The 25,422-nt window shown below is 39.2% G+C and carries 25 protein-coding genes and 3 pseudogenes; 26 read left to right on the top strand and 2 right to left on the bottom strand.

Annotation, left to right across the window (positions count from 1 at the left end; all coding sequences use genetic code 11):
• Window positions 1–76: 76 nt before the first annotated feature.
• The 23 genes and pseudogenes from HRI96_RS05455 to HRI96_RS11920 all read left to right on the top strand — a co-directional run.
• Window positions 77–2,068, top strand: coding sequence for an AMP-dependent synthetase/ligase (locus tag HRI96_RS05455; protein WP_210118490.1), 1,992 nt, complete (start codon window positions 77–79; stop codon window positions 2,066–2,068).
• A gap of 16 nt (window positions 2,069–2,084) precedes the next feature.
• A complete protein-coding gene (locus tag HRI96_RS05460) occupies window positions 2,085–4,046 on the top strand; it encodes an AMP-dependent synthetase/ligase (RefSeq protein WP_210118491.1) in 1,962 nt (653 codons plus the stop codon).
• Between the two features lie 127 nt (window positions 4,047–4,173).
• Window positions 4,174–5,343, top strand: a complete 1,170-nt coding sequence (locus HRI96_RS11870) for an RHS repeat-associated core domain-containing protein (RefSeq protein WP_346267170.1) — start codon at window positions 4,174–4,176, stop codon at window positions 5,341–5,343.
• Between the two features lie 4 nt (window positions 5,344–5,347).
• The gene (locus HRI96_RS05470; RefSeq protein WP_210118493.1) at window positions 5,348–5,623 is read left to right on the top strand and encodes a hypothetical protein; all 276 of its coding nucleotides are present in this window, start codon (window positions 5,348–5,350) and stop codon (window positions 5,621–5,623) included.
• 97 nt (window positions 5,624–5,720) lie between these two features.
• Window positions 5,721–5,936: pseudogene (locus tag HRI96_RS11915) on the top strand (RHS repeat domain-containing protein); the annotation flags it as partial.
• A gap of 670 nt (window positions 5,937–6,606) precedes the next feature.
• Complete coding sequence (locus tag HRI96_RS05480) at window positions 6,607–6,984, top strand: hypothetical protein (protein WP_210118494.1); 378 nt, start codon at window positions 6,607–6,609, stop codon at window positions 6,982–6,984.
• 95 nt (window positions 6,985–7,079) lie between these two features.
• A pseudogene (locus HRI96_RS05485) lies at window positions 7,080–7,433 on the top strand (DUF4474 domain-containing protein); the annotation flags it as partial.
• A gap of 159 nt (window positions 7,434–7,592) precedes the next feature.
• A complete protein-coding gene (locus HRI96_RS05490) occupies window positions 7,593–8,342 on the top strand; it encodes a hypothetical protein (RefSeq protein WP_210118496.1) in 750 nt (249 codons plus the stop codon).
• 300 nt (window positions 8,343–8,642) lie between these two features.
• A complete protein-coding gene (locus tag HRI96_RS05495; RefSeq protein ID WP_256729316.1) occupies window positions 8,643–9,665 on the top strand; it encodes an RHS repeat-associated core domain-containing protein in 1,023 nt (340 codons plus the stop codon).
• A 62-nt stretch (window positions 9,666–9,727) separates the two neighbouring features.
• Window positions 9,728–10,036 carry a hypothetical protein gene (locus HRI96_RS05500; protein ID WP_210118498.1) on the top strand — a complete coding sequence of 103 codons (309 nt, stop codon included), beginning with the start codon at window positions 9,728–9,730 and terminating at the stop codon, window positions 10,034–10,036.
• A gap of 170 nt (window positions 10,037–10,206) precedes the next feature.
• The gene (locus HRI96_RS05505) at window positions 10,207–10,740 is read left to right on the top strand and encodes a hypothetical protein (RefSeq protein ID WP_210118499.1); all 534 of its coding nucleotides are present in this window, start codon (window positions 10,207–10,209) and stop codon (window positions 10,738–10,740) included.
• A 13-nt stretch (window positions 10,741–10,753) separates the two neighbouring features.
• Entirely contained in the window at window positions 10,754–11,434 is a 681-nt protein-coding gene (locus tag HRI96_RS05510) for a hypothetical protein (RefSeq protein ID WP_210118500.1), read from the top strand.
• A gap of 368 nt (window positions 11,435–11,802) precedes the next feature.
• On the top strand, window positions 11,803–12,456 hold the full coding sequence (locus tag HRI96_RS05515; protein ID WP_210118501.1) for a hypothetical protein: 654 nt from the start codon (window positions 11,803–11,805) through the stop codon (window positions 12,454–12,456).
• 3 nt (window positions 12,457–12,459) lie between these two features.
• A complete protein-coding gene (locus HRI96_RS05520) occupies window positions 12,460–13,617 on the top strand; it encodes an NADase-type glycan-binding domain-containing protein (RefSeq protein ID WP_210118502.1) in 1,158 nt (385 codons plus the stop codon).
• Between the two features lie 97 nt (window positions 13,618–13,714).
• Window positions 13,715–14,182 (top strand): Imm26 family immunity protein, encoded by a 468-nt coding sequence (locus HRI96_RS05525; protein ID WP_210118503.1) that lies wholly within the window; start codon window positions 13,715–13,717, stop codon window positions 14,180–14,182.
• 339 nt (window positions 14,183–14,521) lie between these two features.
• Window positions 14,522–15,115, top strand: a complete 594-nt coding sequence (locus tag HRI96_RS05530) for a hypothetical protein (RefSeq protein ID WP_210118504.1) — start codon at window positions 14,522–14,524, stop codon at window positions 15,113–15,115.
• Complete coding sequence (locus tag HRI96_RS05535; protein ID WP_210118505.1) at window positions 15,088–15,552, top strand: hypothetical protein; 465 nt, start codon at window positions 15,088–15,090, stop codon at window positions 15,550–15,552. Before HRI96_RS05530 ends, HRI96_RS05535 begins: the two co-directional genes overlap by 28 nt.
• Before the next feature lie 857 nt (window positions 15,553–16,409).
• Window positions 16,410–17,285 carry a formylglycine-generating enzyme family protein gene (locus tag HRI96_RS05540; protein WP_210118506.1) on the top strand — a complete coding sequence of 292 codons (876 nt, stop codon included), beginning with the start codon at window positions 16,410–16,412 and terminating at the stop codon, window positions 17,283–17,285.
• Window positions 17,275–17,559, top strand: coding sequence for a hypothetical protein (locus HRI96_RS05545; protein WP_210118507.1), 285 nt, complete (start codon window positions 17,275–17,277; stop codon window positions 17,557–17,559). The genes HRI96_RS05540 and HRI96_RS05545 overlap by 11 nt, the downstream gene beginning before the upstream one ends.
• Window positions 17,534–18,010: a hypothetical protein gene (locus HRI96_RS05550; RefSeq protein ID WP_210118508.1), complete on the top strand. Its 477-nt coding sequence runs from the start codon at window positions 17,534–17,536 to the stop codon at window positions 18,008–18,010. Before HRI96_RS05545 ends, HRI96_RS05550 begins: the two co-directional genes overlap by 26 nt.
• A gap of 301 nt (window positions 18,011–18,311) precedes the next feature.
• Window positions 18,312–18,524: a DUF2281 domain-containing protein gene (locus HRI96_RS05555; protein WP_210118509.1), complete on the top strand. Its 213-nt coding sequence runs from the start codon at window positions 18,312–18,314 to the stop codon at window positions 18,522–18,524.
• The gene (locus HRI96_RS05560; RefSeq protein ID WP_210118510.1) at window positions 18,524–19,039 is read left to right on the top strand and encodes a type II toxin-antitoxin system VapC family toxin; all 516 of its coding nucleotides are present in this window, start codon (window positions 18,524–18,526) and stop codon (window positions 19,037–19,039) included. The genes HRI96_RS05555 and HRI96_RS05560 overlap by 1 nt, the downstream gene beginning before the upstream one ends.
• Window positions 18,957–19,144: pseudogene (locus HRI96_RS11920) on the top strand (RHS repeat domain-containing protein); the annotation flags it as partial. The gene HRI96_RS05560 and the pseudogene HRI96_RS11920, both read left to right, overlap by 83 nt.
• Window positions 19,145–19,176: 32 nt before the next feature.
• On the opposite strand, the gene HRI96_RS05565 reads toward HRI96_RS11920, so the two are convergent.
• Both HRI96_RS05565 and HRI96_RS05570 read right to left on the bottom strand, forming a co-directional pair.
• The gene (locus tag HRI96_RS05565) at window positions 19,177–19,476 is read right to left on the bottom strand and encodes a HigA family addiction module antitoxin (RefSeq protein WP_210118511.1); all 300 of its coding nucleotides are present in this window, start codon (window positions 19,474–19,476) and stop codon (window positions 19,177–19,179) included.
• A gap of 12 nt (window positions 19,477–19,488) precedes the next feature.
• Window positions 19,489–19,770, bottom strand: coding sequence for a type II toxin-antitoxin system RelE/ParE family toxin (locus HRI96_RS05570; protein WP_210118512.1), 282 nt, complete (start codon window positions 19,768–19,770; stop codon window positions 19,489–19,491).
• A gap of 214 nt (window positions 19,771–19,984) precedes the next feature.
• Between HRI96_RS05570 and HRI96_RS05575 the strand changes: the two genes are divergently transcribed.
• The 3 genes from HRI96_RS05575 to HRI96_RS05585 all read left to right on the top strand — a co-directional run bounded on the left by HRI96_RS05575 (window position 19,985) and on the right by HRI96_RS05585 (window position 25,421).
• Entirely contained in the window at window positions 19,985–21,208 is a 1,224-nt protein-coding gene (locus HRI96_RS05575; RefSeq protein WP_210118513.1) for a hypothetical protein, read from the top strand.
• A 99-nt stretch (window positions 21,209–21,307) separates the two neighbouring features.
• Window positions 21,308–24,484, top strand: coding sequence for an isoleucine--tRNA ligase (gene ileS / locus HRI96_RS05580; RefSeq protein ID WP_210118514.1), 3,177 nt, complete (start codon window positions 21,308–21,310; stop codon window positions 24,482–24,484).
• On the top strand, window positions 24,471–25,421 hold the full coding sequence (locus tag HRI96_RS05585; RefSeq protein WP_210118515.1) for a hypothetical protein: 951 nt from the start codon (window positions 24,471–24,473) through the stop codon (window positions 25,419–25,421). Before ileS ends, HRI96_RS05585 begins: the two co-directional genes overlap by 14 nt.
• The last annotated feature ends 1 nt before the right edge of the window (window position 25,422 follow it).

Genomic DNA, 25,422 nt, shown 5'->3' on the forward strand with positions numbered 1-25,422 from the left:
GTCTGCGCGGATACCGGCGCAAGCTGAACTGCTTTTTTTCTTGCATAAAGACAAAAAGTGTGATAATGTCACGAACATGGTTAGTTTTAGACAGATATCCCAATTATTATTTGATAAAAGTAAATATGACATGACTTTGGGAAAAAGCATACCCGATATGCTCAGAAAGCGCGTCGCTCAGTGTCCCAATGTTACTCTTCAAGCCGTCAAAAACGAAGTAGACAAATTCGACTGTTATACATATGAACGTGTCTATCGCAGGGCGCTTGACATGGCCTGCCAGTTAAAAAAAATGGGCATAAAACACGGCGATCGTGTAGGCCTTATCGCCGACAACCGCCGAGAATGGATGACAACCGATTATGCGCTTTTGTCGCTCGGGGCGATCGACGTGCCGAGAGGCTGCGATTCCACGGGACAGGAAATACGTTTTATATTAAATTTTACCGAATGTAAATTTTCATTTTTTGAAAACGCCAAACAGTTCGAAAAGATTCTTGAAAAACCTGACGAAGTTCCTTGTCTCAAGCATGCGATCTTATTCGATTCCGCGGATCCCGCCCTTGTCACGCGCGCCGCAGCGGTCGGTATTATAATTCATAACTATATAAATCTTGAAGAGATCGCGCGCCGTTCCACAAGCGAAGAGGACAGAAAAGAGATAAATGACATAATCGACAACGTAAAGTCCGACGACATAGCTACGATAATTTTTACGTCGGGAACTACCGGAATCCCGAAAGGCGTTATGCTCACGCACGACAATTTTCTTGTTCAATGCCAGGTGATAAAGTACGTCCTGCCGGATTCAAAAGAAGGCGATCTTTGGCTTTCGGTTCTTCCCGTGTGGCATGTTTTTGAACGCGCCTTTCAGTACTTCATTCCGGTTCTGAAAAACGGCTGCGTATATTCAAAGCCTGTGGCGGCAAGAATTTTGTCGGACATGGCGGCCATGCATCCTCAGTGGATGTGCTCCGTTCCGCGTCTTTGGGATGCGATCGCCAAGCGTTTTTTTTCCGAAATACGTAAAAAAGGCAGACTTTCTTATGCGTTTTTTAACGTAGCCGTATCTATAGGAAAGACATATTGGTGGGCTAAGGATCGCGTGTTCGGCCTCATATGCCGCTACCGTAAGACGATCCGCATCTTTGACACGATTTACGCCTTTATTCCTTTTTTACTTATGATAATTCCAAACGCCGTATGCGATCTTTTGGTGTTTAGAAAGATCCGCGCCCAGCTCGGCGGAAAAATGTCGGGCGCAATTTCAGGCGGCGGAAGCCTTCAAGCGGAAACGGACGCTTTTTACCACGCTATAGGTTTTAAATTGCTTGAAGGCTACGGTCTTACGGAAACGGCCCCCGTTCTTTCTCTCCGCAATTCTAAAAAACCGCGTTCGGGCTGCGTCGGCGAAGTTATGCCCTGCGCTGAAATAAAGGTAGTGGCCGAAAAAGACGGCCGTATCGCCGGAAGCGAGCCGCTTCCTCCCGGAAAGTGGGGCCTCATACTTGCGCGCGGCCGCCAAGTTATGAAAGGGTATTACAAACGCCCGGACTTGACTGAAGCCATAATAGACAAAGACGGCTGGCTCAACACCGGAGATCTGGGCATGCTCACTCAAGACAATGAAATAAAGATCACCGGCCGCGCCAAAGACACGATAGTTTTGCTGGGAGGCGAAAATGTCGAGCCGCAGGTGATCGAAAGCTCCGTGTGCTCAAGCAAATACATAGAAACCGCAGTGGTTGTGGGGCAAGATCAAAAATACATTGCGGCGCTCATTGTTCCCGTAAAGGATTCCGTCCTTGCCTATGCCGAAGAAAATCGTGTAGTATATGAAAGTTACGAAGGTCTTTTACAATCGAACGAGATAATAAGTCTTATCCGTAACGAAATAGATTCCAGGGTAAATGCTGAAAAAGGCTTTAGAGCCTGCGAACGTATTTTTAAGTTTACACTTTTGGAAAAAAGCTTTACCGTCGGCGAAGAAATAAATTCTAAGATGGAAAAAATGCGGCATAAGATCGTAAAAATTTATGCCCGTCAAATGAAAAAACTTTACGAATAAAATTAAGGTAGTTAAAATGGCTCTGATTTCGGAAAACGACAAAACTTTGGGTAAAAACGTTCCCCTCATGCTGCGCTCGCGGATGCAGGAGAGTCCGGATGTGATTCTTCAGTATGTGAAAAACGAAGACAAAAAATATGATACGTATACGTACCGCCGCGTTTATACCCGCGTAGTTGAATTGGCGGCCGTGCTTAAGAAATTCGGCATAAAGAGGGGCGACAGGGTAGGACTTATTTCGGACAATCGCCGCGAATGGCTTGTTACCGATCTGGCTCTTCTCTCTTTGGGCGCCGCCGACGTTCCTCGCGGATGCGACTCCATGGGATCCGAAATCCGATTTATTTTAAATTTTGTGGAATGCTCCGTTTGTTTTTTCGAAAACTCCCGCCAGCTTCAAAAAGTTCTTGAAAAGGTCGAAGAAGTTCCCTTGTTAAAGGACGCAGTTTTATTCGATTCCGCCGACGCCGAAATAAAAGCCTTGGCGGAAAAAAAGGGAATCCGGGTTCACAAATTCATCGATCTTGAAGACGAAGGCCGTAAAAGCACTGAAGACGAACGAAAAAATATCGAAGAAGAGATGGATAAAACATCCCCCGATGAAATTGCGACGATCATCTTTACGTCCGGCACTACGGGAAATCCCAAAGGCGTCATGCTGTCGCATGACAGCTATATAGCCCAGTGCGAAGTTATACACGAAGCCTTGCCTTTTTTAAAGCAGGGCGATATTTGGCTTTCCATCCTGCCGGTATGGCATTCGTTTGAAAGAGCCGTCAATTATCTTATCATAGCTTTAAAAAACGGAATGATTTATTCCCGCCCGGCTGCGTCCGTAATGCTTGCCGATATGGAAGCGCTGCATCCTAACACGATGTGCGGCGTCCCCCGTTTGTGGGAATCCGTAGCACAGGGATTTTTCAGCGCTATGAAAAAGAAAGGCGGAATAACGCTCGCTCTTTTTGACACTGCAATTTCAGTAGGTAAGGTTTACAATTGGGCGAAGGACCGCGTGTTCGGCCTTATATGCCGCTACCGAAAAACTATGCGATTGGTCGATACTGTTGTCTGCATAGTTCCGTTTTTGCTTTTAGCGCCCATTAACGCATTATTCGATCTTATAATTTTTAAAAAGATCAGAGCGAAATTCGGCGGAAACATGCACTACGCGATATCCGGCGGCGGAAGCCTTCAGCCGGACACCGACGCTTTTTATCACGCGATAAATTTTAAATTGCTCGAAGGCTACGGAATTACCGAAGCGGGTCCCATCCTTTCGGTAAGGAGACCGTACAAACCCCGTTCCGGCTGCGTAGGACAGGTATATGCTTCCGCTCAGGTAAAGGTTGTCGCCATGGAAGACGGCAAAATATTTTCTCAAGAACCTCTACCGCCGGGTAAAACAGGACTTGTGCTTGCGAAAGGCAGACAAATAATGAAAGGCTATTACAAAAATCCTGAGCTTACGGAAAAGACAATCGACAAAGACGGATGGCTTAACACCGGCGACATAGGAATGATGACCTATGACAATGAAATAAAAATAATAGGGCGGGCTAAGGATACGATAGTATTATTGGGCGGAGAAAACATTGAGCCTTTGCCGATCGAACAAGCCGCGTGCACTTCCAGTTATATTGAAACGGTCGTGCTTGAAGGACAGGATCAAAAATACATTGCAGCGCTGGTCGTCCCTTCAAAAGACGCCGTTATTGCGTACGCCGAAGAAAACCGTATTGTGTTTGAAACATATGAAGCTCTGCTTGAATCAAACGAAATTCAATCGCTTATAAGAGGAGAGCTTGACAAACGTATTTGTGCGGAAGAAGGTTTCAGACCTTGTGAATACATATATAAATTTGTGCTTTTGCCGGAAAGCTTTGAGCAAGGTAAGGAAATAAACGCAAAGATGGAGGTCATGCGCCACAAGGTCGTAAAGATCTACGAAAAGCAGATAAAGTCGCTGTTTTCAAAGTAAGTTTTAAATGGCGTTTGCACAGAGGAGCGTAAACTCTGTCTATGACACGCGCTATGCATATAGTGCGGACGGAAACCGTGCTGCCAAATGGACGGCAACAAAGGCAAGTGAGACATTATACTTTAACATGATGTGGACATGGCATACGGATACGGGACTTCCTGAAGGGCAGTATTCAAAGCACATATACTTAGGTGAGACAAGAATCGTAACCAAGCAGACAAGTAAGCTTGATATAAGCTATGGGCAAAGCGATGAATATCACCACAGGTATTATTACCACCCTGACCATCTAGGCTCGGCACAGCTTGTAACCGACTATGAAGGAAACGAATACCAACGTATTGAATACACGCCGTATGGAGAGCTGTGGGTAGAGAAGAAGTCAAAGACGGAAGAAGGCTTACGCTTCCTGCCATACAAATTCACAGCAAAAGAGCAAGACGAAGAAACAGGGCTGTATTACTACGGAGCACGCTACTTGGATGCGAAGTACTCAAGGTGGCTGTCGACGGATCCTGCGGTCGGGGAGTACGTGAGCGGGACGAGTGCAGGTGAAGGTGGGATATATAATACGGTGAACCTTAGCCTGTATCATTATGCAGGGAATAATCCTGTGAAGTACACGGATCCTAATGGTGAATGGGCACATATTGCTGTTGGGGCTGCAATTGGAGCCGGTGTTGGTGCAATATCTGCTTGGGCATCAGGTACTTCTGGAAGAGAAATTGCTGCCGCTGCAGTGGGAGGAGCGGTAACAGGGGGATTGGCAGCTGCAACATGCGGTATGTCGCTTGGAGCAACCATAGCAGGTTCTGCTATGGCTGGGACGGCGGGATATCTTGCAGAAAACATGATTGCAGGAAACCAATCTACTGTTGAAGGAGCCACAATATCTGGCGCCAGTGGCGCCGCAGGAGCTATGACTGGTGCGATCGTTGATAAGGCTGTAGGCATGGTTTCAACGGCTGTTTCTCAAACGGAAAAAAGCGTAAAGACCTCTTCTCCTTATTCAAATATTTCAGATAATACTAATATTGCTGCTGGTAAAAAATTTACTGCACAACAAAAACAAAATATTTTACAAGCAAATAGTAATAAAAACCATGGAGTTGTAAAATCTGATTTATCAGGAAAAATATTAACACAACCTATGAAGAGTCAAGCTGGTATAACTCCTCGTCAAGATGAATGGCAAATAGACCACATTATCCCTAAAAGTAAAGGGGGAACAAACAGTTATTCGAACGCACAGGTATTATCAAGACAAGAAAATAGGTTAAAATGGGATCAATAGAAAAATGAAATGGCTTTTTAATGATGAAAAAACAACGATGGTGCTTACAACAAAACGTATAATAAACAAGATTAATCCAATATCTATTGTTACACATGATGGAGAGGATGGTATGTGGCAATTTCTTGATAAAGGAGAATTAAATGAAGAATCTGCAGCTGTTGTTAGTTTAGAAGAAATAGTCTTATTAGACGCATCGTTAATGTCATTATATGATTTACCGTTAGGATGGACTGCTGAAAAAAATAGTAAAGGTGTATGGACTAGATTGCCTGGGTGAAACCAGGAGAACAACATGTTACAGCTAAAGTGAGTAATTACTGCTGTCGCAAAGGTTGGAAAGGATTTCTCCGATCGCTTATATGGACTGTACTACAAGATACCTCGATGCGAAGTATTCGAGATGGCTTAGCACAGATCCGGCGGTGAGTGATTACATTCCGCAGGCGCCTGTAAACGATGATGCACGCAAACACAACCAGAGCCTGCCGGGACAGGGTGGTATCTTCAATATTGTAAACCTGCAGCTGTATCATTATGCAGGCAATAATCCTGTGAAGTATACCGATCCGGATGGAAAAAGTGAACGTGATTACAAAGTTGTTGAATGTGTTATGACCATGCAAGGGATAGCGCAAGGAATATCTATAGGCGGATTGCCAGGAGGTATAGTAGGTGCCTTGATGGGCTATGCAGCAGCGAAAGATTTGCAAAACTATAATGGTCCTTTAAGAGATATGGAAAATGAGAAAGCGTTGAAAGAAGCTTTTGGGGATAAAGGTGTTCGCAATCCTAAAGGTTTGGAAACATTTAAAATAGATGAAGCCGACGATCTCCATCAAGTTGAAGGTATAAGTATTACAAAATACAAAACAATTAAGGATGGTAAAGAGACGGGTGGTGAGATTATTTGGGATAATACAAACAACAAACCTGTTACAGATCCTAAAGCACGAGGAACATTTAATCGCGGAAGAAATAATAATCCAATTACACATGGAGAAGATGTTTTACTTTGGGGTTTATTAGGAACCGGTGAAGATGATCCTTCAAATATGGAAGATAGAGCAGGTCAACTAATAGACTCCGGTATAAAAAGGGTTGGTGGTTTTTTTAACGATCTTTTCAAAAAGAAAACCAATACGGAGGATTAAAAAAATGAAAAAGTGCTTTTATATTTTGTTTCTCCCATTCTTATTGGCCTCATGTTTGGTTTACCCTGCAAAAACTAAAACGTATTTTCGTAATAATCATTCTGATTTTATGTATGGTGTTAAAATATACGCTAATGTTTTTGGCCACATTGGAAATGGAGGTGATGTACCTCCTTATAAACTAATACTAACTTGTGATATTAAGAATGCATTATGTAAAACCGTTACTTTTGAAGAAGTTATTGTCAATAAAAATACATTTGAGTATAGAAGCAATGAATTATTTTCAACTACAGATTCCGAAGGTGAACGATATGATTTGCCGAAAGAATTTAATTTGGATGATATGGAAGACGATGCACCGATATATATAAGTTTAAAAGTGAAGTTTGAATTATCCGATGGAAGTATCAAGGAAGAATGGTTGGGGTTTATATTATATCCTAAGTTTAAAACGCAATGGCTAAATTCTATGTTTTCGGTTTAAAAGAAAGGAGAATACTAAAGTGTCTCGTAAAATCTTGCCGCTAACATGGGAGAGTACCATTTCATTTTTCACCGTTATCATGGAGCCATCATGCACCTCAGCGATTGGCAGGATATTTTGACGGATATGATGTAGCATCAGTTATGTTAGGGTTTAATATTAATGCTACAAAATTAGAAGGGCAAGACTTTACGGTAAGAATGTGGAAAGGTAATTATGGACTTGTAGGTGCAGGAGGAGAAATAGGCCTTTATAGTCCGAAAGGTTGTTCGCTAAACAGAAATGATTTAAAGAAACTGGGAATAGAGGCATCCTCATTCAAACTTATTGACAATAAGAATGGTCAGATATTGTTAAATAATAAGGAAAAGAAGCCAAGTTTTTGGACAACAGGATTACTCCAACAAAGCATCGACATAAAGATGATCTTACAGCAGAATTCACTCTAAACTTTAAGGATGAAGAAAGTGCTAAGAATTTTTTTGATCAAATAAAGGATGAAAAAGAAAATGCAGAAAAATATTATTGGAATGGAAAAGGGGATGTAAGTATAAGTCTTAATAGGAATTCGGTAAATTTCAGGTATGGAACTAAACAAGAAGAATAGTATGAAAAAAGTAATTATAACAATTAGCTTACTTTTATTGACTGTTATTTTAGGAGCACAAGAAATGCCGCTGAGTAGCTATTATTTTTATGTAGCTGTCTATAGGGAAGATGTAAAATGGGTGCAAAAGCATCTTGAAGCAGGATATAATCCCAATAAATGTAGGGGAGAAGCTGGTTGGTATGATTCAAAACCATTAAAAGTTCTTGTAGAACAGTTAATAGGAGCTTATAAACCATATACAGAAGGTAGTGTAGTTATTTATCCTAGTATAGAAGTATTTAAGTCACTAACAAAATATGGAGTCAATGTAAATCAACTACCGTACGTATGGGATAGAATTCATAAATATGATAACGCTTATTTAAATAGAATTTTGAAATATGATAAAGATAAATTAACTGCAGAAGATACAAATAAAAAAGATGAGATACAAGATATTAATCGACTTCTTGAGGCTTTACTGGAAGTAGGAGCAGATCCGAATATGAAAGGACATCCTTTCCCATTTGGAAAAAGCAAGAAATTACTTTTTTTTACGGATAAAAAAACGTTTAAATATTTTAATAGTAGTGAGGCAACTACGCCGTTGTATGAAGCGATAAAGAAAGGAATACAATGGGAAAGTCAAGTAGATTTATTACTGAAATACGGAGCAGCTGTAGACGAAAGCTGTCTTGAAGCGGCAAAATTGAGTGGGGAAGAAGCGATGGTTGAAAAAATACAAAAACTTTTTGATGGTGTGAAATAATTCTATAACAACCGAAAGTAAGAATTTTACAATTATGACTGGTGCATTATAATAAAACGGTTTGAAAGATTTTCTGTAAAATATCCCATGAAATATTTTGCAGTTTCGTTCTTTGACAATTCAGCAGCAGCTCAAAATCATGGCGTTTGAGCTGTAGAAAAAATGTATTCAATACGAGTACGCTTTTTCTACAGAAGCTGCAAAGTAGTCTATGATACGCGCTATGCATATAGTGCGGACGGAAACCGTGCTGCCAAATGGACGCTGTCTAACTCAAGTGAGACATTATACTTTAACACAATGTGGACATGGCATACGGATACGGGACTTCCTGAAGGGCAGTATTCAAAGCACATATATCTAGGTGAGACAAGAATCGTAACTAAGCAGACAAGTAAGCTTGATATAAGCTATGGGCAAAGCGATGAATATCACCACAGGTATTACTATCATCCTGACCACCTAGGTTCGGCACAGCTTGTGACAGACTATGAGGGAAACGAGTATCAACGTATTGAATACACGCCTTATGGAGAAACTTGGGTAGAAAAGACGCAGAATCAGGGGCTTGAATATCTGCCGTACAGGTTCACGGGCAAGGAGATGGACGAAGAAACCGGTTTGTATTATTACGGTGCACGCTACCTTGATCCGAAGTACAGCAGGTGGATTTCCACTGACCCGGCTTTGGGAGAATATATCCCGAAAGCACCGATAGACGAGGAGGCAAAGAAAAATAACCGGAACCTGCCGGGCATGGGCGGTGTGTTTAACATCGTAAATTTGCAGCTGTATCACTACGCGGCAAATAATCCGGTACGGTATACGGATCCTACGGGAAAATGGATATTAACAATAACAATTAATGCAACTGCAGGGGCAGGGGCAGAAGGGAGTGCTGGCGTTGGTATAGCATTTGGATTTTCTTTTAAGAAAGGTTTTTCTATGGGACTTGTAGAAACTCATTCTATAGGTGCTCAGCAAGGTGCATCTGCAAATGTTTCTGTTGCAGTAGGTTTTGATCCTGTTTCAAAAAGTGTTGAATCTGGAAAGACTGAGGCACTCACTATCGGTGGGTCGGGTGATATGCCAGTTGGAGCTGGACTTGGAGGAGATGTTTCTGTTGATTTGGAATCAGGTAATGTTTCATATTCAGCAAATCTATCATTTGGGGTAGGAACGCCGGGTGAAGCTCATGAACTTTACACAACTACAAATGCAATAACAGTAGAGGACTTAGCTGATAAAATCTATAGAAATATTACACCACAAGGAATTATAGCTGAATCTGGAAAGAAAAACTTAGATTCTGAGGAGAAATAAAAATGCACCCAATAATCTATAAACTAATTTGCGCAGGTCTTAGTGTAATTATTATTATTTTAATGAGTCTTTTTATAAAAACGGTAAAAGAAAGTAATCAAATGAAAAATGGCTTTATCAGATATTTGGAGGATAAAAAGGATTATCAAAATCTAATAAAATTTGGATTTTACAATGTAAATGGTTTTAAGGAGAATAGAAGAGTTCCTTTTTTGGGTAAAATTATCTTTGAAGAATATCAAAAAAATAAAGATAAAACTTTCTTAGATTACTATGTTTATATAAAAAAGGGTTCAAAGAAACTACTTCTTTTATTTTTTCTTTCATTTGTTTTATTTTGTATTATAACTACAATAATGAATGTAGAATAAGTTAAATAACATCTCCCAAAACACCACTACATCTAGCGTTTCCAGCCAGCCTGAAAACGCGGTGTTTTGGTCATACAAATGGTAATTTGTACCACTACGCGGCAAATAATCCGGTACGCTATATAGACCCGGATGGGAGGTTTCAATTTAAAGTACAAGCAAAATATACAATGCAAGATTTAAATTGGGGGAGGACTCAATTAAAAGGAACAATAGGAGACTTAAATACGCTTGCAAAGTCGGGATGTGCTGTTACTGTTGTTGCAAACCTGTTTAATACATTAGGTTTCTCTAGTTATAATCCTGCAAAAGTAAACAACGAATTTGTTTCCAAAGGCTCGATCAATTGGGAAGCAGTTGGAAACAAATTAGGAATGAAAGTGGAAGCTGTAAAGAATACGCAGTTAACAAAAACTATATTTAGTAATCAATATAATGATAAAAACACAGGATATCTGACTTTTGTTAATGTTAATTACGAGTCCGGCAAAAATGATCATTGGGTCGGGGTAATTGGATTTGTTGAAAAAAATGGAAAAGATTATCTTATGATTTCCCAAACGTCTATTAATGATAGTGCGGTGGGAAAAGAAAATTTGAGAGGTAAGCAAGGATGGTTGAAAGATGACAATGGTAATATTTTAGTTCCTGTATCAGAAACAAAAGGGTATGTAAATTTCAAAGCTCCGGTTGTATACGAGTAAGAGAGGTGAAACTATGAAAAAGATTTTTATTATTACATTTATAATTACAATTGTGTTTCCGATATATTCACAAACAATCAAAAAATTAGCCCCATTGTCAAAATCGGAAACTTTAGATTATTCCTATAATCTTGATAAAGATATTTTGACTATTTATAAAATTAATGAATCAAAAAAGCAGATTTATTTTGAGAATACAGAGGCTTTATGGGGCGGTTATCAGATTTCAAAAGATAAAAAAACAATGATTTTTTGGAAGAATACTTTTGAAAGGAGTATGCCTTTATATTATTTAGATGGAAATACCGGAGATGTTAAATTTCTTGGAAAAGTACCTTTCGGTGCTCGTATGGATGCGACAGGGATTTATTTAATGAATGAGGATGTTTATAATTCCGGCGTTTTTACAATTTTCAATTTAAATACGGGGAAAATCGTAAGTGAAATAACTTGGAATGTAAAAAATAAAGAAAAATGGACATCAACAGGAGCGGTATTCGATATTTTAAGAGCTGCTGAAAATGGAGAATATGATTTTATGGTTCTTTTTTCGATAGAAAGGCTCTGTATTTCAAAGGCATTTGTAAAAATAACATCGTCGAAGGTTTTTACGGAATTTGATGACAGCAATTTGTCTGAAATACAATTAAGACAATCTGCAAATTACGGAAATAACTTTACCGGTTGGTATTAATAATTTTCCTAAAATTTGGTAATTTTCTTTTAAGGTATCAGATATTATGAAAGAAATTGGTTTTAAACATGTACTTACCCCAGGTGGGCTCGAAAGACAACTGCAAAACTCAGATAAAGTTACAGAAATAAAGATGTATAAAAATGAAACAGACTAAACTATTATTAATTCGGTTTCATAGAGATTACCCCTCCACATCTAGTGTTTTCAGCCTGTCTGAAGACACCGGATGTTAGTCCTACAAATAGGGATATGTGGGAGTGCTTCGGAAAATGCTCGAATTTCGGGCGTTTTTCGGAGTAAAAAACGGATTTCGGAGCGAAAATGAGCTGTTGCGTTAATAAAAATTATTGTTCTCCGCAAAAAAAATGGATTTTGCTGTTAAATGCGGCGGAAATTCGGCGAAAAACGCACCTTCGGCAACCATATTGCAATTTGTACCACTACGCGGGGAACAATCCGGTACGCTATATAGACCCGGATGGAAAAAATTTACCATCTTTGTTGATAAATCAACACAAACAATGAATGTAAAATTAGATGTCAAAGTCGGTAATTATCGATTTTTATCAAATTTCAATGTAAAAGTAACGACTCATGTTGTTGCTAATTCTGATTCTACGCAACCGAATAAAAAGGCAAATGTTAATCTCAATCCCCAAAAAAGAAATGCTAACGGTTCTGCTTGGACTCAATTTCCTAATGGGGAATGGAATATTACAGGAGCAAAAGCCGGTCCAAATCAAAATGCTGATACAATGGTCGACGAGCAACTCACGACGGATGCTCATCAGGTATTACCAAAAAGGGATAATAAATCAAATATTATAATGGAAGACGGGATAGTACAAACAACTGATGATTGGGGCTACAATGTTCACTTTACAGAAAATAGTAATACGGCAGGGTGTATCGGGGTAAAAGATAAACTTGCGATGAAATTCATTATGTTCTTATACAGATTTAATGAGAAATATGATCCCAATACATCAAAGATTAAAGTAACAGGTTCGGAGGAATAGAAAATGAAAAAGGTATTTTTTGCTGTTTTTGTATTGCTTTGCACAACGTATGTTCTTGCAATAGAAAATAAAACTGTAATTCAAGATCAGGATGGAAAAAGCATTTCTGCAACATTTAATGATAAGGGAATTATAACGGCATTAAAGGGGTCTGTTGACAATTTCTCTGTTACAAGTTTAAATATTTCAACAGAGAGTAATTTGATAAGAATAAAGATGAAGTCAAGTGGAGACGGCTGCTTTGAATTTACAATGGAGCCCCATGACACATGCATAAAAATAACAAAGATTTTTACAGAAGTTCCGGGATATTTTCCTCCGCGAGACAATCTGACTTATACTATATATTTTGATAAAAACGACAAATATCTTCTGAAAGATGATTACCTAAGTATTGATAAAGTTATAAAAACATCAGTAATATCTGCAAATCCGAAAGATTCTTTACTCCCTCTGATAAAATACAAAAATAATGTTTTAATTCAATACTATGGAGTGACAATACCTCCTGATGATCCGGGTAGTCGGAAATACGAATATTCACCGGATAAAAAAAATATACTGTGTTCTCTCATTATGCCGGGGGATGTTTTTGAAAAATTTATGACAGTTTCCGTTTTCGATATAAAATCAAAAGATATAACCGTAAACGCAATAAATTATGTGATTCTTTATTGTTATAACGATATGCTCGGTACGATGCTGTTGCCGATACTTTTCGATTTCGATGATAATTTAGGAGCCTATCTCGAGACAGAAATTACCGCAGATAGTTATTTGACGGAAGGTAATGTAAAGTATCTTCCATCGCGATTGAAAGATACGGCTATCGGGACTCCGTGGTGTGAAGGTTTGAAGGGTGACGGAATCGGAAGTAGAATAACCATAAAGGCAAAAACGGATATCTCAGCACTTGTAATTTCAAACGGCTTTGATTCCGTAAAAAAATATATTTACTATAACAACAATCGCGTGAAGCAAATAAAAATAACAGATTTGAATAATAAAAAGAATTTTATTATTTCGGAACTTCCCGATTCCGTTGAACCGTTTGAAATATATCTTCCTTTTTCGACAAAACAATTGGAAATAGAAATTTTAAGTGTTTATAAAGGGGAAAAATATGAAGATACCTGCTTAAATTATATTCTTGCAAAATAATTTGATTTTGAAGAGGGCTAATATATCATGAGGCTGCAAATAAAGCATTTGGCAATATTGCCCCTTATACAGGATTTGGAGCAGTTCAGGAGTAAAAATGACAAGAAGAAAAAAAATCGGCGATGTATACAGATTTGATTTTGATAAAAAATTCCATTGTTATTGTCAGATATTAGAAGCAAGTGATGTAGTTTTTTTCAATTTTTATTCTGATTCTGAAAATGACAATATAGATGAAGTAATCGAAAAGGACGAATTATTTCGGATTTGGCTTGACCGTGATTGCTTGAAAAGTGATAAATGGCAATTTATTTGTCATAAAGAACTTTCTGCTGAAAGAAAAATTGTTTTTGATAAATATAATAACCCTGCAGGAGGAACTGATTTTTTTATTCTTAGGAATGAAAAAAATGCTGAGTTTATTAAGGTTGCTCGAGAACAATGTTTTGGTTTGGAATTAGCTGCAGCATGGACAGAGTTAGGAATAATTGACAGGTTGAATTATTCTTTTTTTGGGATTCCACTTCCTATGCATATAAAAAAGGATATCCCTTTTTATGAATAGTTTTATTCTTTATCCCAATTCACACTACATTCAGCGTTTTCAACCAGTCTGAAAAACACGGATGTTAGTCCTACAAATAGGGATATGTGTGAGTGCTCCTGAAATTGAACGATTTTCGCTCGGTTTCCAGAGTAAAAAACGGATTTTGGAGCGGAAATGAGCTGTTGCGTTACGAAAAATTATTATTCTCCGCAAAAAAAACGGATTTTGTTGTTACATACGGCGGAAATTCGGCGTAAAACGCAGGTTCGGCAACCATATTGCAATTTGTACCACTACGCGGGGAACAACCCTGTCAAGTATACAGACCCTAATGGTAGAACAGACTCTGATGAAATAATGTCTCAGATAAAAACTCTGCAAGCTGAAATGGATGATTGGGTAAGTAAGGGTGGTGAAATTACATCAGAACAATTTTCAGCTTTTATGAGTTTAGCAGGGGATTACAATAAAGCATTGATAGCAGAAGGTAATCTTAACGTTTCTGATTATGTAAGTAACGGTACAATTACAACTGCATTTGAGGAAGAACAAGATGCAGTTGGAAATTATCAAGTCAATTATCACAATGGAATTGATGTTGTTGGCGGAGATTTAAAATCGCCATTTTTCATGATTGCTACAGGTGGAAATGAAAAAGGGTCTAATACAAAGATTTTCTCAATTGTAGGAACTGATTTACAAATGAAAGTCTTACATGGCGATGCAGGAAGTGTTTCAAAAACTGGAGATTTCTTTAGTCCTGGAGGAATGATAATGCCATTTCCAAAGAAAAATAACTTTCAAAATGCAAGTACAGCCCCACATTTTCATATAGAAATATCAAATGGAAGTAATTTTGTAAATCCGTTTACTTTAAAATCTTCAAACACAAACTTTCAGAGAACCTTGGATGGAGGTAAAACATGGAAAAGTATAGATGCGCATTATTAATTATTTTATTGCAATTGTTTTATTTTCAATGCTTTGGAAATGAAAATATAGATACAATGTGCGGAATTTGGTCAAAAGAAAATCCTTATAAGAAGACATATGAAACTTTAGCAATTGAAAGAATTTCTGATTCTAAATATTTTGTATTATATACAGATACAAATGACCATGTTTTAGATTTATCCCAAATTGGAACAGTTTTATCCGATAACCTCATTCATATTCATAAAGAAGAAGGAGAAGATTTTTATGTTTATCTGGACTATGAAGAAAATTCTGTATATTTTCTTTGGAATCATATAGAGCCTTCTGATGAATATTATGATACTGAGCTTAAAAGAGTAACAGAATTATATGATGAGGAACTAAATAAAAAGAAAATGACTGAATTTAATGAGAATTTTAAACAAAGTATTTTAAAATCATTGAAGAAATAAAAACACTATATCTAGCGTTTTCAGCACTTCTGGAAACGCGGTTTGTTCTTCCTACAAATAGGGATATGTGTGAGTGCTCCGGAAAATGCTCGAATTTCGCTCATTTTCCGGAGTAAAAAACGGATTTCGGAGCGGAAATGAGCTGTTGCGTTAATAAAAATTATTATTCTCCGCAAAAAAAATGGATTTTGCTGTTAAATGCGGCGGAAATTCGGCGTAAAACGCAGGTTCGGCAACCATATTGCAATTTGTATGCCTATGGTGCCAATAATCCGGTACGCTATATAGACCGGATGGAAAGTTTACTCAAGATGCTGATTATATTTTATATAAACAATACAAAAGTTTTACAAAAGAGTTTGAGACAAAGACATTCACAAAAGATAATCCATTAAATCAATTAGAATTTGATAAAGTAATACGTTTCGATAGTGATGGAAAAACAACTAAATCTTGTTTAACTGTCGCAATTATTAATGCATATGCGGCAAATTGTAAAAATGGAATCAGTGGTAAAGAAATATTAAATACATTTCTAAATTATGATGATTCATTAAAAGATTTAATTGATTATGATGGAAGCCCTAATTATGATAATCCGAACAGCTTAAATAAGATAAGTAAAACTTTAGCAAAAGAAAAGGGGTTAGATAAATATATTCATATTAGCGATAAACGGAGTGCAAATACTGTTTTTGGAGCAATAGGCGAAATTGTTGGATTAGCGAAAAAAGGTTTTAACCACTTTATTTTCAAAGATAAAGATAAAAATAAAATTGATAGTTTGGATTCTAACAGACTAGGGATTAATGATTATAAAGAAGTTTCACAAAGAGCTTTATATTGGAGAAAACTAGATGAAGAATAAGAAATTACTAACTATAGCAATTTGCATTTTTTCCTTATTCAACTTTTTTGCCTTAGATAATATGGTGAAAATTCCTGCCACAAAATTTTACAGAAAACTGGATAATGGAATTACACAAAAAGTCTATTTAGATTCATTTTATGTTTCAAGAACAATGATAACTGTTGATGAATGGACTTTTTATCTAAACAATTCAAAAAAATATTCGAAAAAAGAAATTGAATATTGGAAAAGAAAAATTAGAGCAGAGGCAGACCCATTTTATGAAAATAATTTGAGCGTAAATCCACAATGGCCTGCATATTATATTTCTTTTGAAGAAGTTGCTGAGTACTGTAACTGGAGAAGTGTAGAAGATGGATATAGCAAATATTACAATATCAAAAATGAAGATGGAATTACAAAAATAACTAATAATATTAACGCAAATGGTTATCGTATTTTAACAAAAGCAGAATGGCAATATTTATCAGGTATTACAGATTTAGATAATATTTCAAAAGATGATTTATTAAAACAAGGAGGCTTTTTTGAGAATAGTTTAGATTCATTTCCTTCTAGTATTTGCACTTATAATCCAACAAAATTTGGACTATATGATTTATTTGGTACAATAAATGAATACTTGTGGGATTTCTACAATAATGATGACAATACGACAGAAATAAAAAATCCTCAGGGAGCGAAGACTTTTATTCCAGATAAAGAACAAGTTTATTATAAAGACCCCTTAAATGAAAACCGTTATTATGTAACAGGTTCTTTCAGAGAATCTGTAGAAGATTGTATAAAAGCTCCCTTTTATCATTGTGTATCAACAGAAAAGAGTATTATTGGTTTTAGACTGGTAAGAAATGCAGAGTAAAGCAAAGTTAGTCATAGGATTTACTCAGGATTTACCCGTCACAGATAAAAATGGAATCCCTATTAAAGATGGAGGAACGATAAGCGATAGTGGGTATATGCTACATATTACTGATTTGTTTTATACAAATGGGTGCGGAGGATTTCAATATGATCCAAATAATGCAGAAAGTCGAGAAAATGCTGAAGCAAAAATGAATTTACTTGTTCTGATGTATGAAATAACAATGAGTAAAAAAGGAGATAAAAATGTACTTATTACATTTGAAGATTAGTATTTCTTTCGGTTTATTGATTTCGTTACCGTGCTTGTATGCGGAAACGGTATCTGTAACGACTTTTAATTACAGCAAAGCGGAAAAATATACGACGAATTATCAAATCGAATTCAAAAAAGGCTCGGTGATAGAACGAGTTCTGATTGATAATAAAATTGTTTTCGATGCGGAAAATGCGCAAGTAAAACATTTTTCATTCGGTGCCGACACGGATCCCGAACGTTTGGAGGTGACGTGGACGGACAGCGTTTTGTCTGTCCGCAGAGGGCCGAAAGGAAACGCCGGCGACAGCTTTTCGATTACAATGCAAGAGGACAAAAAAAATCTCGGAAAATCGATATTTATAATAAAACGGTTTGAAAGAAATTTTCTGCAAGATATTCCCATGAAATATTTTGCAGTTTCGTTCTTTGACAATTCAGCGGCAGCTCAAAATCATGGCGTTTGAGCTGTAGAGAAAATGTATTCAATACGAGTACGCTTTTTCTACAGAAGCTGCAAAGTAGTTTCTCGCACATAAAAAATCTTCCTAAAATAATTTAAAGTACTTTAGAAACGTTTATATAAGCACGTGAGGGATTGCAGCGATATGACCGTGTGTAAAGTGCCTGCGTTCAACGCTACACGGCCATACCATAGCACGAAGGCTGTTAAGCTCTTGCAACTATGGAGAACGCCCGTAAACACAACTTTGTATCTGTTTTTTTCCCAAAAATGTAATATAATAAAGGTCGATTAGGAGGTCAATTATGTCCTACTCAAGTGTGGAAAAAGAGATTAAAACACTTCCCCGAGCAGCTTTAAGTGAGGTTATTGATTTTATTCGCTTGGTAAAACTGAAATTTCCGGAGGACGATACCGCTTCTACGCAAAAATCAATGTATGGAATTTGGAAAGATGATCATTTTTACATGTCTTCCGATTTTGATGAGCCGCTTGAAGACTTTGCGGAGTACATGTAATGAAATATCTGCTTGATACTCATACGATTCTTTGGTATTTATTCGGAGACTCCCGTTTGTCACAAAGCGCAAGAAGAATAATTGAGTCACATATTTGTTTTTACAGTTATGCTTCATTTTGGGAAATTTCTATAAAGCAAAGCAAAAAGAAACTTGAGATTGAGCACACCGTTTTTGAAATAGATGAAATGTGCAGAACGGCGGGATTTAGAAAACTTCCGATTACGCTTGACGATTTTAATAAAGTTAAAAATTTACCGTTTCAAGAAAATATAAAACACAATGACCCGTTTGACAGAATTCTAATTGCACAAGCAATCGAAAATGACTTAACTATTGTAACAACCGATTTTGAAGAGGTAGAGAGAGAAAGCGAAAGGGCTTGGAAGTATAGACTGAATATGGTTCAAAAGAATTGGCGCCGGCACACAGGGCAACACGTACACGGCACAGGTGAGCACGTATTACTACAACTCAGACCACCTCGGAAGCGCACAGCTTGTAACCGACAATGAAGGGCGCGAGTACGAAAGGATAGAATACACGCCGGAGCACGCTACTTGGATGCGAAGTACTCAAGGTGGCTGTCAACAGATCCTGCGGTCGGGGAGTACATTCCATATTGCAAAGCAATGTCATGTTTAAGCGATTGTTATGCTGTCTTCCTGCAACTTGGGATCTTCTCTAAATCGCTTTTCAATTTTTCCTTTGCTTCCCTCAAATCCAACTCATTCTGCATATTGAGCCAGAATTTTGAACTGGTTCCGAAATATTTTGAAAGGCGTAAAGCCATTTCTACAGAGATTTTTCTTTTTCCGTGAACCAAATCCAAAACCGAACTTGTTGAAACTCCCAAGTCTTTTGCAAGTCTGTACGGAGTAATTCCAAGCGGCTCTAAGAATTCTTCTCTAATGATATCGCCGATTTTCGGCAATTCAAATTTTTCATCCATAACAAACCTCTCTTAGTGATAATCCACAATCTTTACTTCATAAGCTTCGTTGCTCTGAAATTTAAACCGTATTCTCCATTGGTCATTTATTCGTATCGAACAATAATCTTTCAAATCACCGAGCAGATGTTCAAATTTATTCCCCGGAGGAATTTTCAAATCATCTTCACATTCCGCCGAATTTATAATTAGCAATTTTGTAAATGCTCGTTTATGAATATCAGGCGGAAGCCTCGCTGATTTCTTCCCATTCCAAAGTTTTTCAGTTTCGGAATCTCCGAATGTTTTTATCATAATTACATTATATGTTACACATATATATCTGTAAAGAAGATATAGTTTTTTTACTGTTAAAATCAGCCGATATTTCCGAACTTCGGCATTAGCCTACAAAATAATTTAAAATAAAAACGCAAGTTTTTTATGCCGAACGGCGTAAACCTCTCGGACGAAATTCCCGCCGAAAGCATAGCTTTATTAACCGATACTTTGTGCCGATATTTTTAAAGTGAAGATTTTTAAAATATCGGTATTTTTTTTGACGGCTCTTTATAACCTTCATTGTTTTGCAGCTGATCGGCAATCGGGGGAACGTTTTTCAGAGACGGCGCATGCCGTGCAAAAAGAATTTACGCCCCAAATCCCCGCCTTGCTTTCCGGAATATGGGAAGGAAAAGACAGATTTGTTTATTTTGCCTCGATTGAAGACTCAAAAAATTCTTCTTATGCGGCCGTAATGCTGAAAACTCTTTACGGCTGGTATTACGATCGGGCGGCCGAGCCTGAAAATTTTTCGGAAAACAAGCGCGATTTAAACAGCGTGACGGCTCTTAACGCGGAAAGCGTTTTGGCAGAGTTTTCGGACACCGGCCGTGCGGAAGCGGAATTTAGAACCGTTTCGGAAGATAAAAACAGCGGTGTCTGGGAAGTGCGCCTTACATACGCCGACAGAAGTTTTGCAGACGTTCCCGTAGCGGTGATCGACGGAAAATTGTATTTGAATTTTTGGATCCGCGATAAAAGCGTGAATTTATCCGAAGACAATTTATTTTACGGATATTGGAAAGGAGCGGGGAGGGCAAGCGGAATTACAGCTTCCGAGCCTTTTATTTCAAGAGAGCTCACGTCTTTTTACATCGTCGACGACTCCGTGTATCACATACGCTATTGGCAGACCGATATGGAATATTCTCCGCTGGCGGCAAGTTTTTCCGACGGAGAAAAGACTTTTTATGTTGCAAAGCACATCGCGTCCGCTTCAAAGATATACACGTGCGTTTCCGGCCGCAGCGTAAGAATCCGTAACGTTGAAAGATCTCCTTTCGACGTTTCATCTTATACGTTCGATTCTTCATATTCCATCTGCGCGCTGGGAGAGCCCTACATGGTTCTCCGCAAAGGATCTTCCGAAGCCGTCTCGGAAATTGAAATGACAGACGCTTATGCGGAACTTGCCGTTTCCGCCAATTCCAGAAGAAAACCCGATCCTCCTCCATTATTTCCCCCTTCCGATTTAAATTGGCATTGGGACGATATTTTCCGGCTCGAAAAAGACAATCCACTTATAAAATCGTTCCGTGAACGCCAAAAGCGCTTTTTAACCGAGCGCTGGCCGCTGTTTTTGCGCTCACGAACGTCGTCTAAAACCTCTGCGGCTGAAAATTCTGCCTCTGAAAATTCTGCGGTTAAAACCCCTGCGTCCGAAAATCCTATAAATAATCCTATAGAATAATTTGTTTATTTGTGCGATAATAACTAATTATGACGGATTCCGGCAGGAAGTCGCCGTTCGGGATCTTTTAATTTTCAAGTCATAGTAAAGAGGAGCATTTTGTACAACCCTGTAAATCCTAAGGCAGATTTTCCCGCACAGGAAAACATCGTATTGAAATTCTGGAAAGACAAAGATATTTTTAAAAAATCAGTTTTGCAGCGCGAAGGCTCTGATGAGTTTGTGTTTTACGACGGTCCGCCGTTTGCTACGGGACTGCCGCACTTCGGTCATTTTATTCCTTCTACAATAAAGGATATAATACCACGCTATCAGACCATGAAAGGAAAAAAGGTCGAGCGCCGTTTCGGTTGGGACTGTCACGGCCTTCCCGTAGAAAATCTTATTGAAAAAGAGCTGGGGCTTAACAGTAAAACCGATATTGAAAAATACGGAATTGAAAAATTCAACGACGCTTGCCGCGCGAGCGTTCTACGCTATACTTCACAGTGGCGGCAGATAATAACCCGTATGGGGCGCTGGGTTGACTTCGACAACGACTATAAGACTATGGAAGCCGATTACATGGAATCCATATGGTGGGTAGTTAAAACCCTTTGGGATAAAAAGATGATCTACGAAGGTCATTACATCCTTCCGTATTGCCCACGCTGTTCTACCGTTCTGTCAAACCATGAACTGAGCCTCGGAGGATACAAGGACGTCCATGATCCCGCCGTCACATTGCGTTTTAAAATTACCCGAACGCCTGAAGGCATAAACGATTCGGATTTGGCAAACGGACGTACGTATTTTCTTGCGTGGACTACTACGCCGTGGACATTGCCGTCGAACCTCGGGCTTGCAGTCGGGCCTGACATTGATTATGTAAAAGTAAAAGACGGAGACGATTTTTATATTTTAGCGGAATCAAGGCTTTCCGCATATTACAAAAGCGAAAGCGAGTATAAGATTATAAGAAAATATAAGGGACTCGAACTTGCCGGCGCAAAATACGAGCCCCTTTTTCCGTACTTTTCGGGACTCACAAAGAACAAGGACGGCTCTGACGGAGCTTTCCGTGTTTTTACTGCGGATTTTGTTTCAACGGAAGACGGAACCGGTATTGTACACACAGCTCCCGGTTTCGGCGAAGAGGACAACAAGGTATTTAAAGGTACGGGAGTACCTACTGTTTGCCCGATAGACGGAGAATGCAAGTTTACTTCCGAAGTACCCGACTATGAAGGCCGGTTTGTAAAAGACTGTGATAAAGACATAATCGAACGCTTAAAAAGAGAAAAAAAACTTGTAAAGCGCGATCAGATTCTTCACTCGTATCCGCATTGCTGGAGATGTTCTCATCCTCTCATTTATCGCGCGGTAGGTTCTTGGTTTGTAAAAGTCGAAGAAGAAAGAGAAAACCTTCTTAAAGCGAACAGCCGTATCAATTGGCAGCCCGCGCACATAAAGGAAGGACGCTTCGGTAAGTGGCTTGAGGGCGCCCGTGACTGGGCGGTAAGCCGTAACCGCTACTGGGGTAACCCCATACCGATTTGGAAGTGTGAAGAATGCGGCAAAACCCTCTGTGTGGGAAGCCGTGACGAATTAAAAAAACTTTCCGGCGTTTATCCTGAAGACCTGCACAAACAATTTGTCGATAAGATTACCATAGCCTGCAGCTGCGGCAAAACTATGCGCCGCATTCCGGAAGTTCTTGACTGCTGGTTTGAATCGGGGGCGATGCCGTACGCGCAAAATCACTATCCGTTTGAAAACAAAGAATATTTCGAGCGGCATTTTCCCGCCGATTTTATTTCGGAAGGTTTGGATCAAACCCGCGGATGGTTTTATACCCTTACCGTGCTTGCGTCGAATCTTCTCGACCGACCGGCATTTAAAAACTGCATCGTGAGCGGGCTCGTTCTCGCTTCGGACGGAAAAAAGATGTCAAAAAGTCTTCGCAATTATACCGACCCCGTAGAAGCTATAAATCAATTCGGCGCGGATGCGATCCGCCTTTTTTTGATGCACTCGGCCGTTGTAAAAGCCGACGATCTAAGATATTCGGACGACGGCGTCCGCGACGTGCTTAAAAGCATAATAATTCCTCTTTGGAACAGCTACAGCTTTTTTGTAACTTATGCGAACATTGATAAGATTTTACCGACGGGGCGCGCTTTTGATCTTAAGCTGCCTGAAAATCCGCTCGACCGCTGGATGCTTTCCGTGACGCAGCAGCTCGTAAAAAAAGTTACGGACGCGCTGGATTCTTACGATCTTTCGGGCGCGATAGATCCTATAGTTCTGTTTATCGACCTTATGAATAACTGGTACATACGCCGTTCGCGCAGACGTTTTTGGAAGAGCGAAAACGACGCCGATAAATCCGAAGCGTATGAAACTCTTTACATAGCGTTAAAGACTTTTACGAAGGTTGCCTCTCCCGTAATTCCGTTTATTACTGAACAGATTTGGCAAAACCTTAAACTTGACGAAGATAAGGAATCGGTTCATCTTGAAGATTATCCTGAATACAACGGTTCTTGGCGCGACGAAGCTCTGGAATTTAAAATGTCCACCGTTCAAAAAGCCGTTTCTATGGGACGGTCGTTAAGGAATGAATTCAACCTTAAAAACCGCCAGCCGCTTGCGAGCGTAGCGCTCATCACAAAGAACGCTGAAGAAAAAGCCGTGCTTTCAGAAATGGAAGATTCCATAAAAGAAGAGCTGAACGTAAAAAAAGTTGTGTTCCACGAACGTGAGGACGAACTTGTAGAATACAAGGCCAAAGCCAACTTCCGCGTGCTCGGAAAGGAACTGGGGCCTCTTATGAAGCAGGCGTCGCAAAAAATCGAACAGCTCGGGCAGGACGCCATTCAGTCCATAATGGAAGGCGCAAATTTGTCCGTCGAAATAGAAGGAAAGACCGTTGAACTTACGGCGGAAAAAATCGTCGTCGACCGCATCGAAAAAGAAGGGATGAAGGTTATAAACGACGGAACTCTCACCGTAGGACTCGACGCTAAAATTTCAGACGAACTGCGTAAGGAAGGCTATGTGCGCGACTTGGTTCGCGGCATTCAGAATCTTAGAAAGGAATCGGGGCTTGAAGTTACCGACCGCATAATACTTTCAGTTTCCGGCTCCGAAGATTTAAAGGCCGCTTATGAAATGTTCGCCGGTTTTATTGCCGGCGAGACGCTCGCCGTAAAAACCGTGTGGAAAGATTCTTTGGACGGAGTAAAAATCGAAGCCGACGATAAAATTTGGAGAGTTAGCCTTGAAAAAGCATGATTTGACTTTTATAAAAAAACGTTCCGCTCTGTGCATTAATGCCGCCGTTTTATCTTTTATCTGCGTTTTTATTTTTATAGCGTCTTCGTGTAAATCGGTTGAAAAAGCCATACCGGCTGTAGATGCGCTTTCGGTTCTTGAAGAAGACAGCGCAGTCTATTTTAGAATACCGGCGGCTCAGCACTCGGATTTTGTAAAAAAACTGCTGTACAGCGCGATCAGCGGACTTACGGAAGAAAACGCTTCTTTGATCGTTCCTAAGATAGACAACATCTGTGCGGGCATAGGAAGCGCAAAAGACGCCGGACGCATACAATTTTCGGCGGACGGCTACATTCCTCCTTTGGCGATTAAAGCCGCCCTCACGTCTAAAAACGGCTGGAACATGAAAAAGTCGTCCGTAAACGCTTCTGTGGGCGGTATTCCGGTTCCGTATATTTATTATTCCCGTGAAGACACTGATTATTCGCTCGGACTGGCTTCTCTTAAAAACATCGTTCTTGCAAAGGATGTTGATCCTCTTTTTACGAGGTATAACGCCCAGCTTAAATCCGTTTCCGAAAGCGGCTCTGTCATGCGTCCGCAAGATACGTGGACTTCAGACACTTACGAGTGGATGAGTGAAAAGACTTCCGATATCCGTTTTTGTGTTTTGCGCCCGCAAGCCTTTTTGGCTTCGCTTTTAGGAACCGATATGCGCTTTGCCATAGTCTGTGCACGCGGAGCTTTGGCAAAGGGCGCTGACGGCTCGTTCAACCTCACTCTCGAACTTGAGTTTCCGAATTCTCTGGTAGTAAAGGCGGCTAGGGCTGCGCTGACTTTGGTGTTCGGAAAAAATATAGCTTTGGGCGACTCCGCTACGGTATTAAAACTTACGGACATGAGATTTACCCAAGAGCAAATTCTTGAAATTTTTGTACACAATATTTTGCCTTAAA

It is taken from the genome of Treponema parvum (assembly GCF_017893945.1).
Lineage (GTDB): Bacteria > Spirochaetota > Spirochaetia > Treponematales > Treponemataceae > Treponema_D > Treponema_D parvum_A.

What these genes read in the sequence shown, in the direction of transcription:
- HRI96_RS05455 (WP_210118490.1), top strand. Translation starts at nt 77, where the DNA reads ATGGTTAGTTTTAGACAGATATCCCAATTATTATTTGATAAAAGTAAA.
- HRI96_RS05460 (WP_210118491.1), top strand. Translation starts at nt 2,085, where the DNA reads ATGGCTCTGATTTCGGAAAACGACAAAACTTTGGGTAAAAACGTTCCC.
- HRI96_RS11870 (WP_346267170.1), top strand. Translation starts at nt 4,174, where the DNA reads ATGATGTGGACATGGCATACGGATACGGGACTTCCTGAAGGGCAGTAT.
- HRI96_RS05470 (WP_210118493.1), top strand. Translation starts at nt 5,348, where the DNA reads ATGAAATGGCTTTTTAATGATGAAAAAACAACGATGGTGCTTACAACA.
- HRI96_RS05480 (WP_210118494.1), top strand. Translation starts at nt 6,607, where the DNA reads ATGTATGGTGTTAAAATATACGCTAATGTTTTTGGCCACATTGGAAAT.
- HRI96_RS05490 (WP_210118496.1), top strand. Translation starts at nt 7,593, where the DNA reads ATGAAAAAAGTAATTATAACAATTAGCTTACTTTTATTGACTGTTATT.
- HRI96_RS05495 (WP_256729316.1), top strand. Translation starts at nt 8,643, where the DNA reads ATGTGGACATGGCATACGGATACGGGACTTCCTGAAGGGCAGTATTCA.
- HRI96_RS05500 (WP_210118498.1), top strand. Translation starts at nt 9,728, where the DNA reads ATGAGTCTTTTTATAAAAACGGTAAAAGAAAGTAATCAAATGAAAAAT.
- HRI96_RS05505 (WP_210118499.1), top strand. Translation starts at nt 10,207, where the DNA reads ATGCAAGATTTAAATTGGGGGAGGACTCAATTAAAAGGAACAATAGGA.
- HRI96_RS05510 (WP_210118500.1), top strand. Translation starts at nt 10,754, where the DNA reads ATGAAAAAGATTTTTATTATTACATTTATAATTACAATTGTGTTTCCG.
- HRI96_RS05515 (WP_210118501.1), top strand. Translation starts at nt 11,803, where the DNA reads ATGGATTTTGCTGTTAAATGCGGCGGAAATTCGGCGAAAAACGCACCT.
- HRI96_RS05520 (WP_210118502.1), top strand. Translation starts at nt 12,460, where the DNA reads ATGAAAAAGGTATTTTTTGCTGTTTTTGTATTGCTTTGCACAACGTAT.
- HRI96_RS05525 (WP_210118503.1), top strand. Translation starts at nt 13,715, where the DNA reads ATGACAAGAAGAAAAAAAATCGGCGATGTATACAGATTTGATTTTGAT.
- HRI96_RS05530 (WP_210118504.1), top strand. Translation starts at nt 14,522, where the DNA reads ATGTCTCAGATAAAAACTCTGCAAGCTGAAATGGATGATTGGGTAAGT.
- HRI96_RS05535 (WP_210118505.1), top strand. Translation starts at nt 15,088, where the DNA reads ATGGAAAAGTATAGATGCGCATTATTAATTATTTTATTGCAATTGTTT.
- HRI96_RS05540 (WP_210118506.1), top strand. Translation starts at nt 16,410, where the DNA reads ATGAAGAATAAGAAATTACTAACTATAGCAATTTGCATTTTTTCCTTA.
- HRI96_RS05545 (WP_210118507.1), top strand. Translation starts at nt 17,275, where the DNA reads ATGCAGAGTAAAGCAAAGTTAGTCATAGGATTTACTCAGGATTTACCC.
- HRI96_RS05550 (WP_210118508.1), top strand. Translation starts at nt 17,534, where the DNA reads ATGTACTTATTACATTTGAAGATTAGTATTTCTTTCGGTTTATTGATT.
- HRI96_RS05555 (WP_210118509.1), top strand. Translation starts at nt 18,312, where the DNA reads ATGTCCTACTCAAGTGTGGAAAAAGAGATTAAAACACTTCCCCGAGCA.
- HRI96_RS05560 (WP_210118510.1), top strand. Translation starts at nt 18,524, where the DNA reads ATGAAATATCTGCTTGATACTCATACGATTCTTTGGTATTTATTCGGA.
- HRI96_RS05565 (WP_210118511.1), bottom strand. Translation starts at nt 19,476, where the DNA reads ATGGATGAAAAATTTGAATTGCCGAAAATCGGCGATATCATTAGAGAA.
- HRI96_RS05570 (WP_210118512.1), bottom strand. Translation starts at nt 19,770, where the DNA reads ATGATAAAAACATTCGGAGATTCCGAAACTGAAAAACTTTGGAATGGG.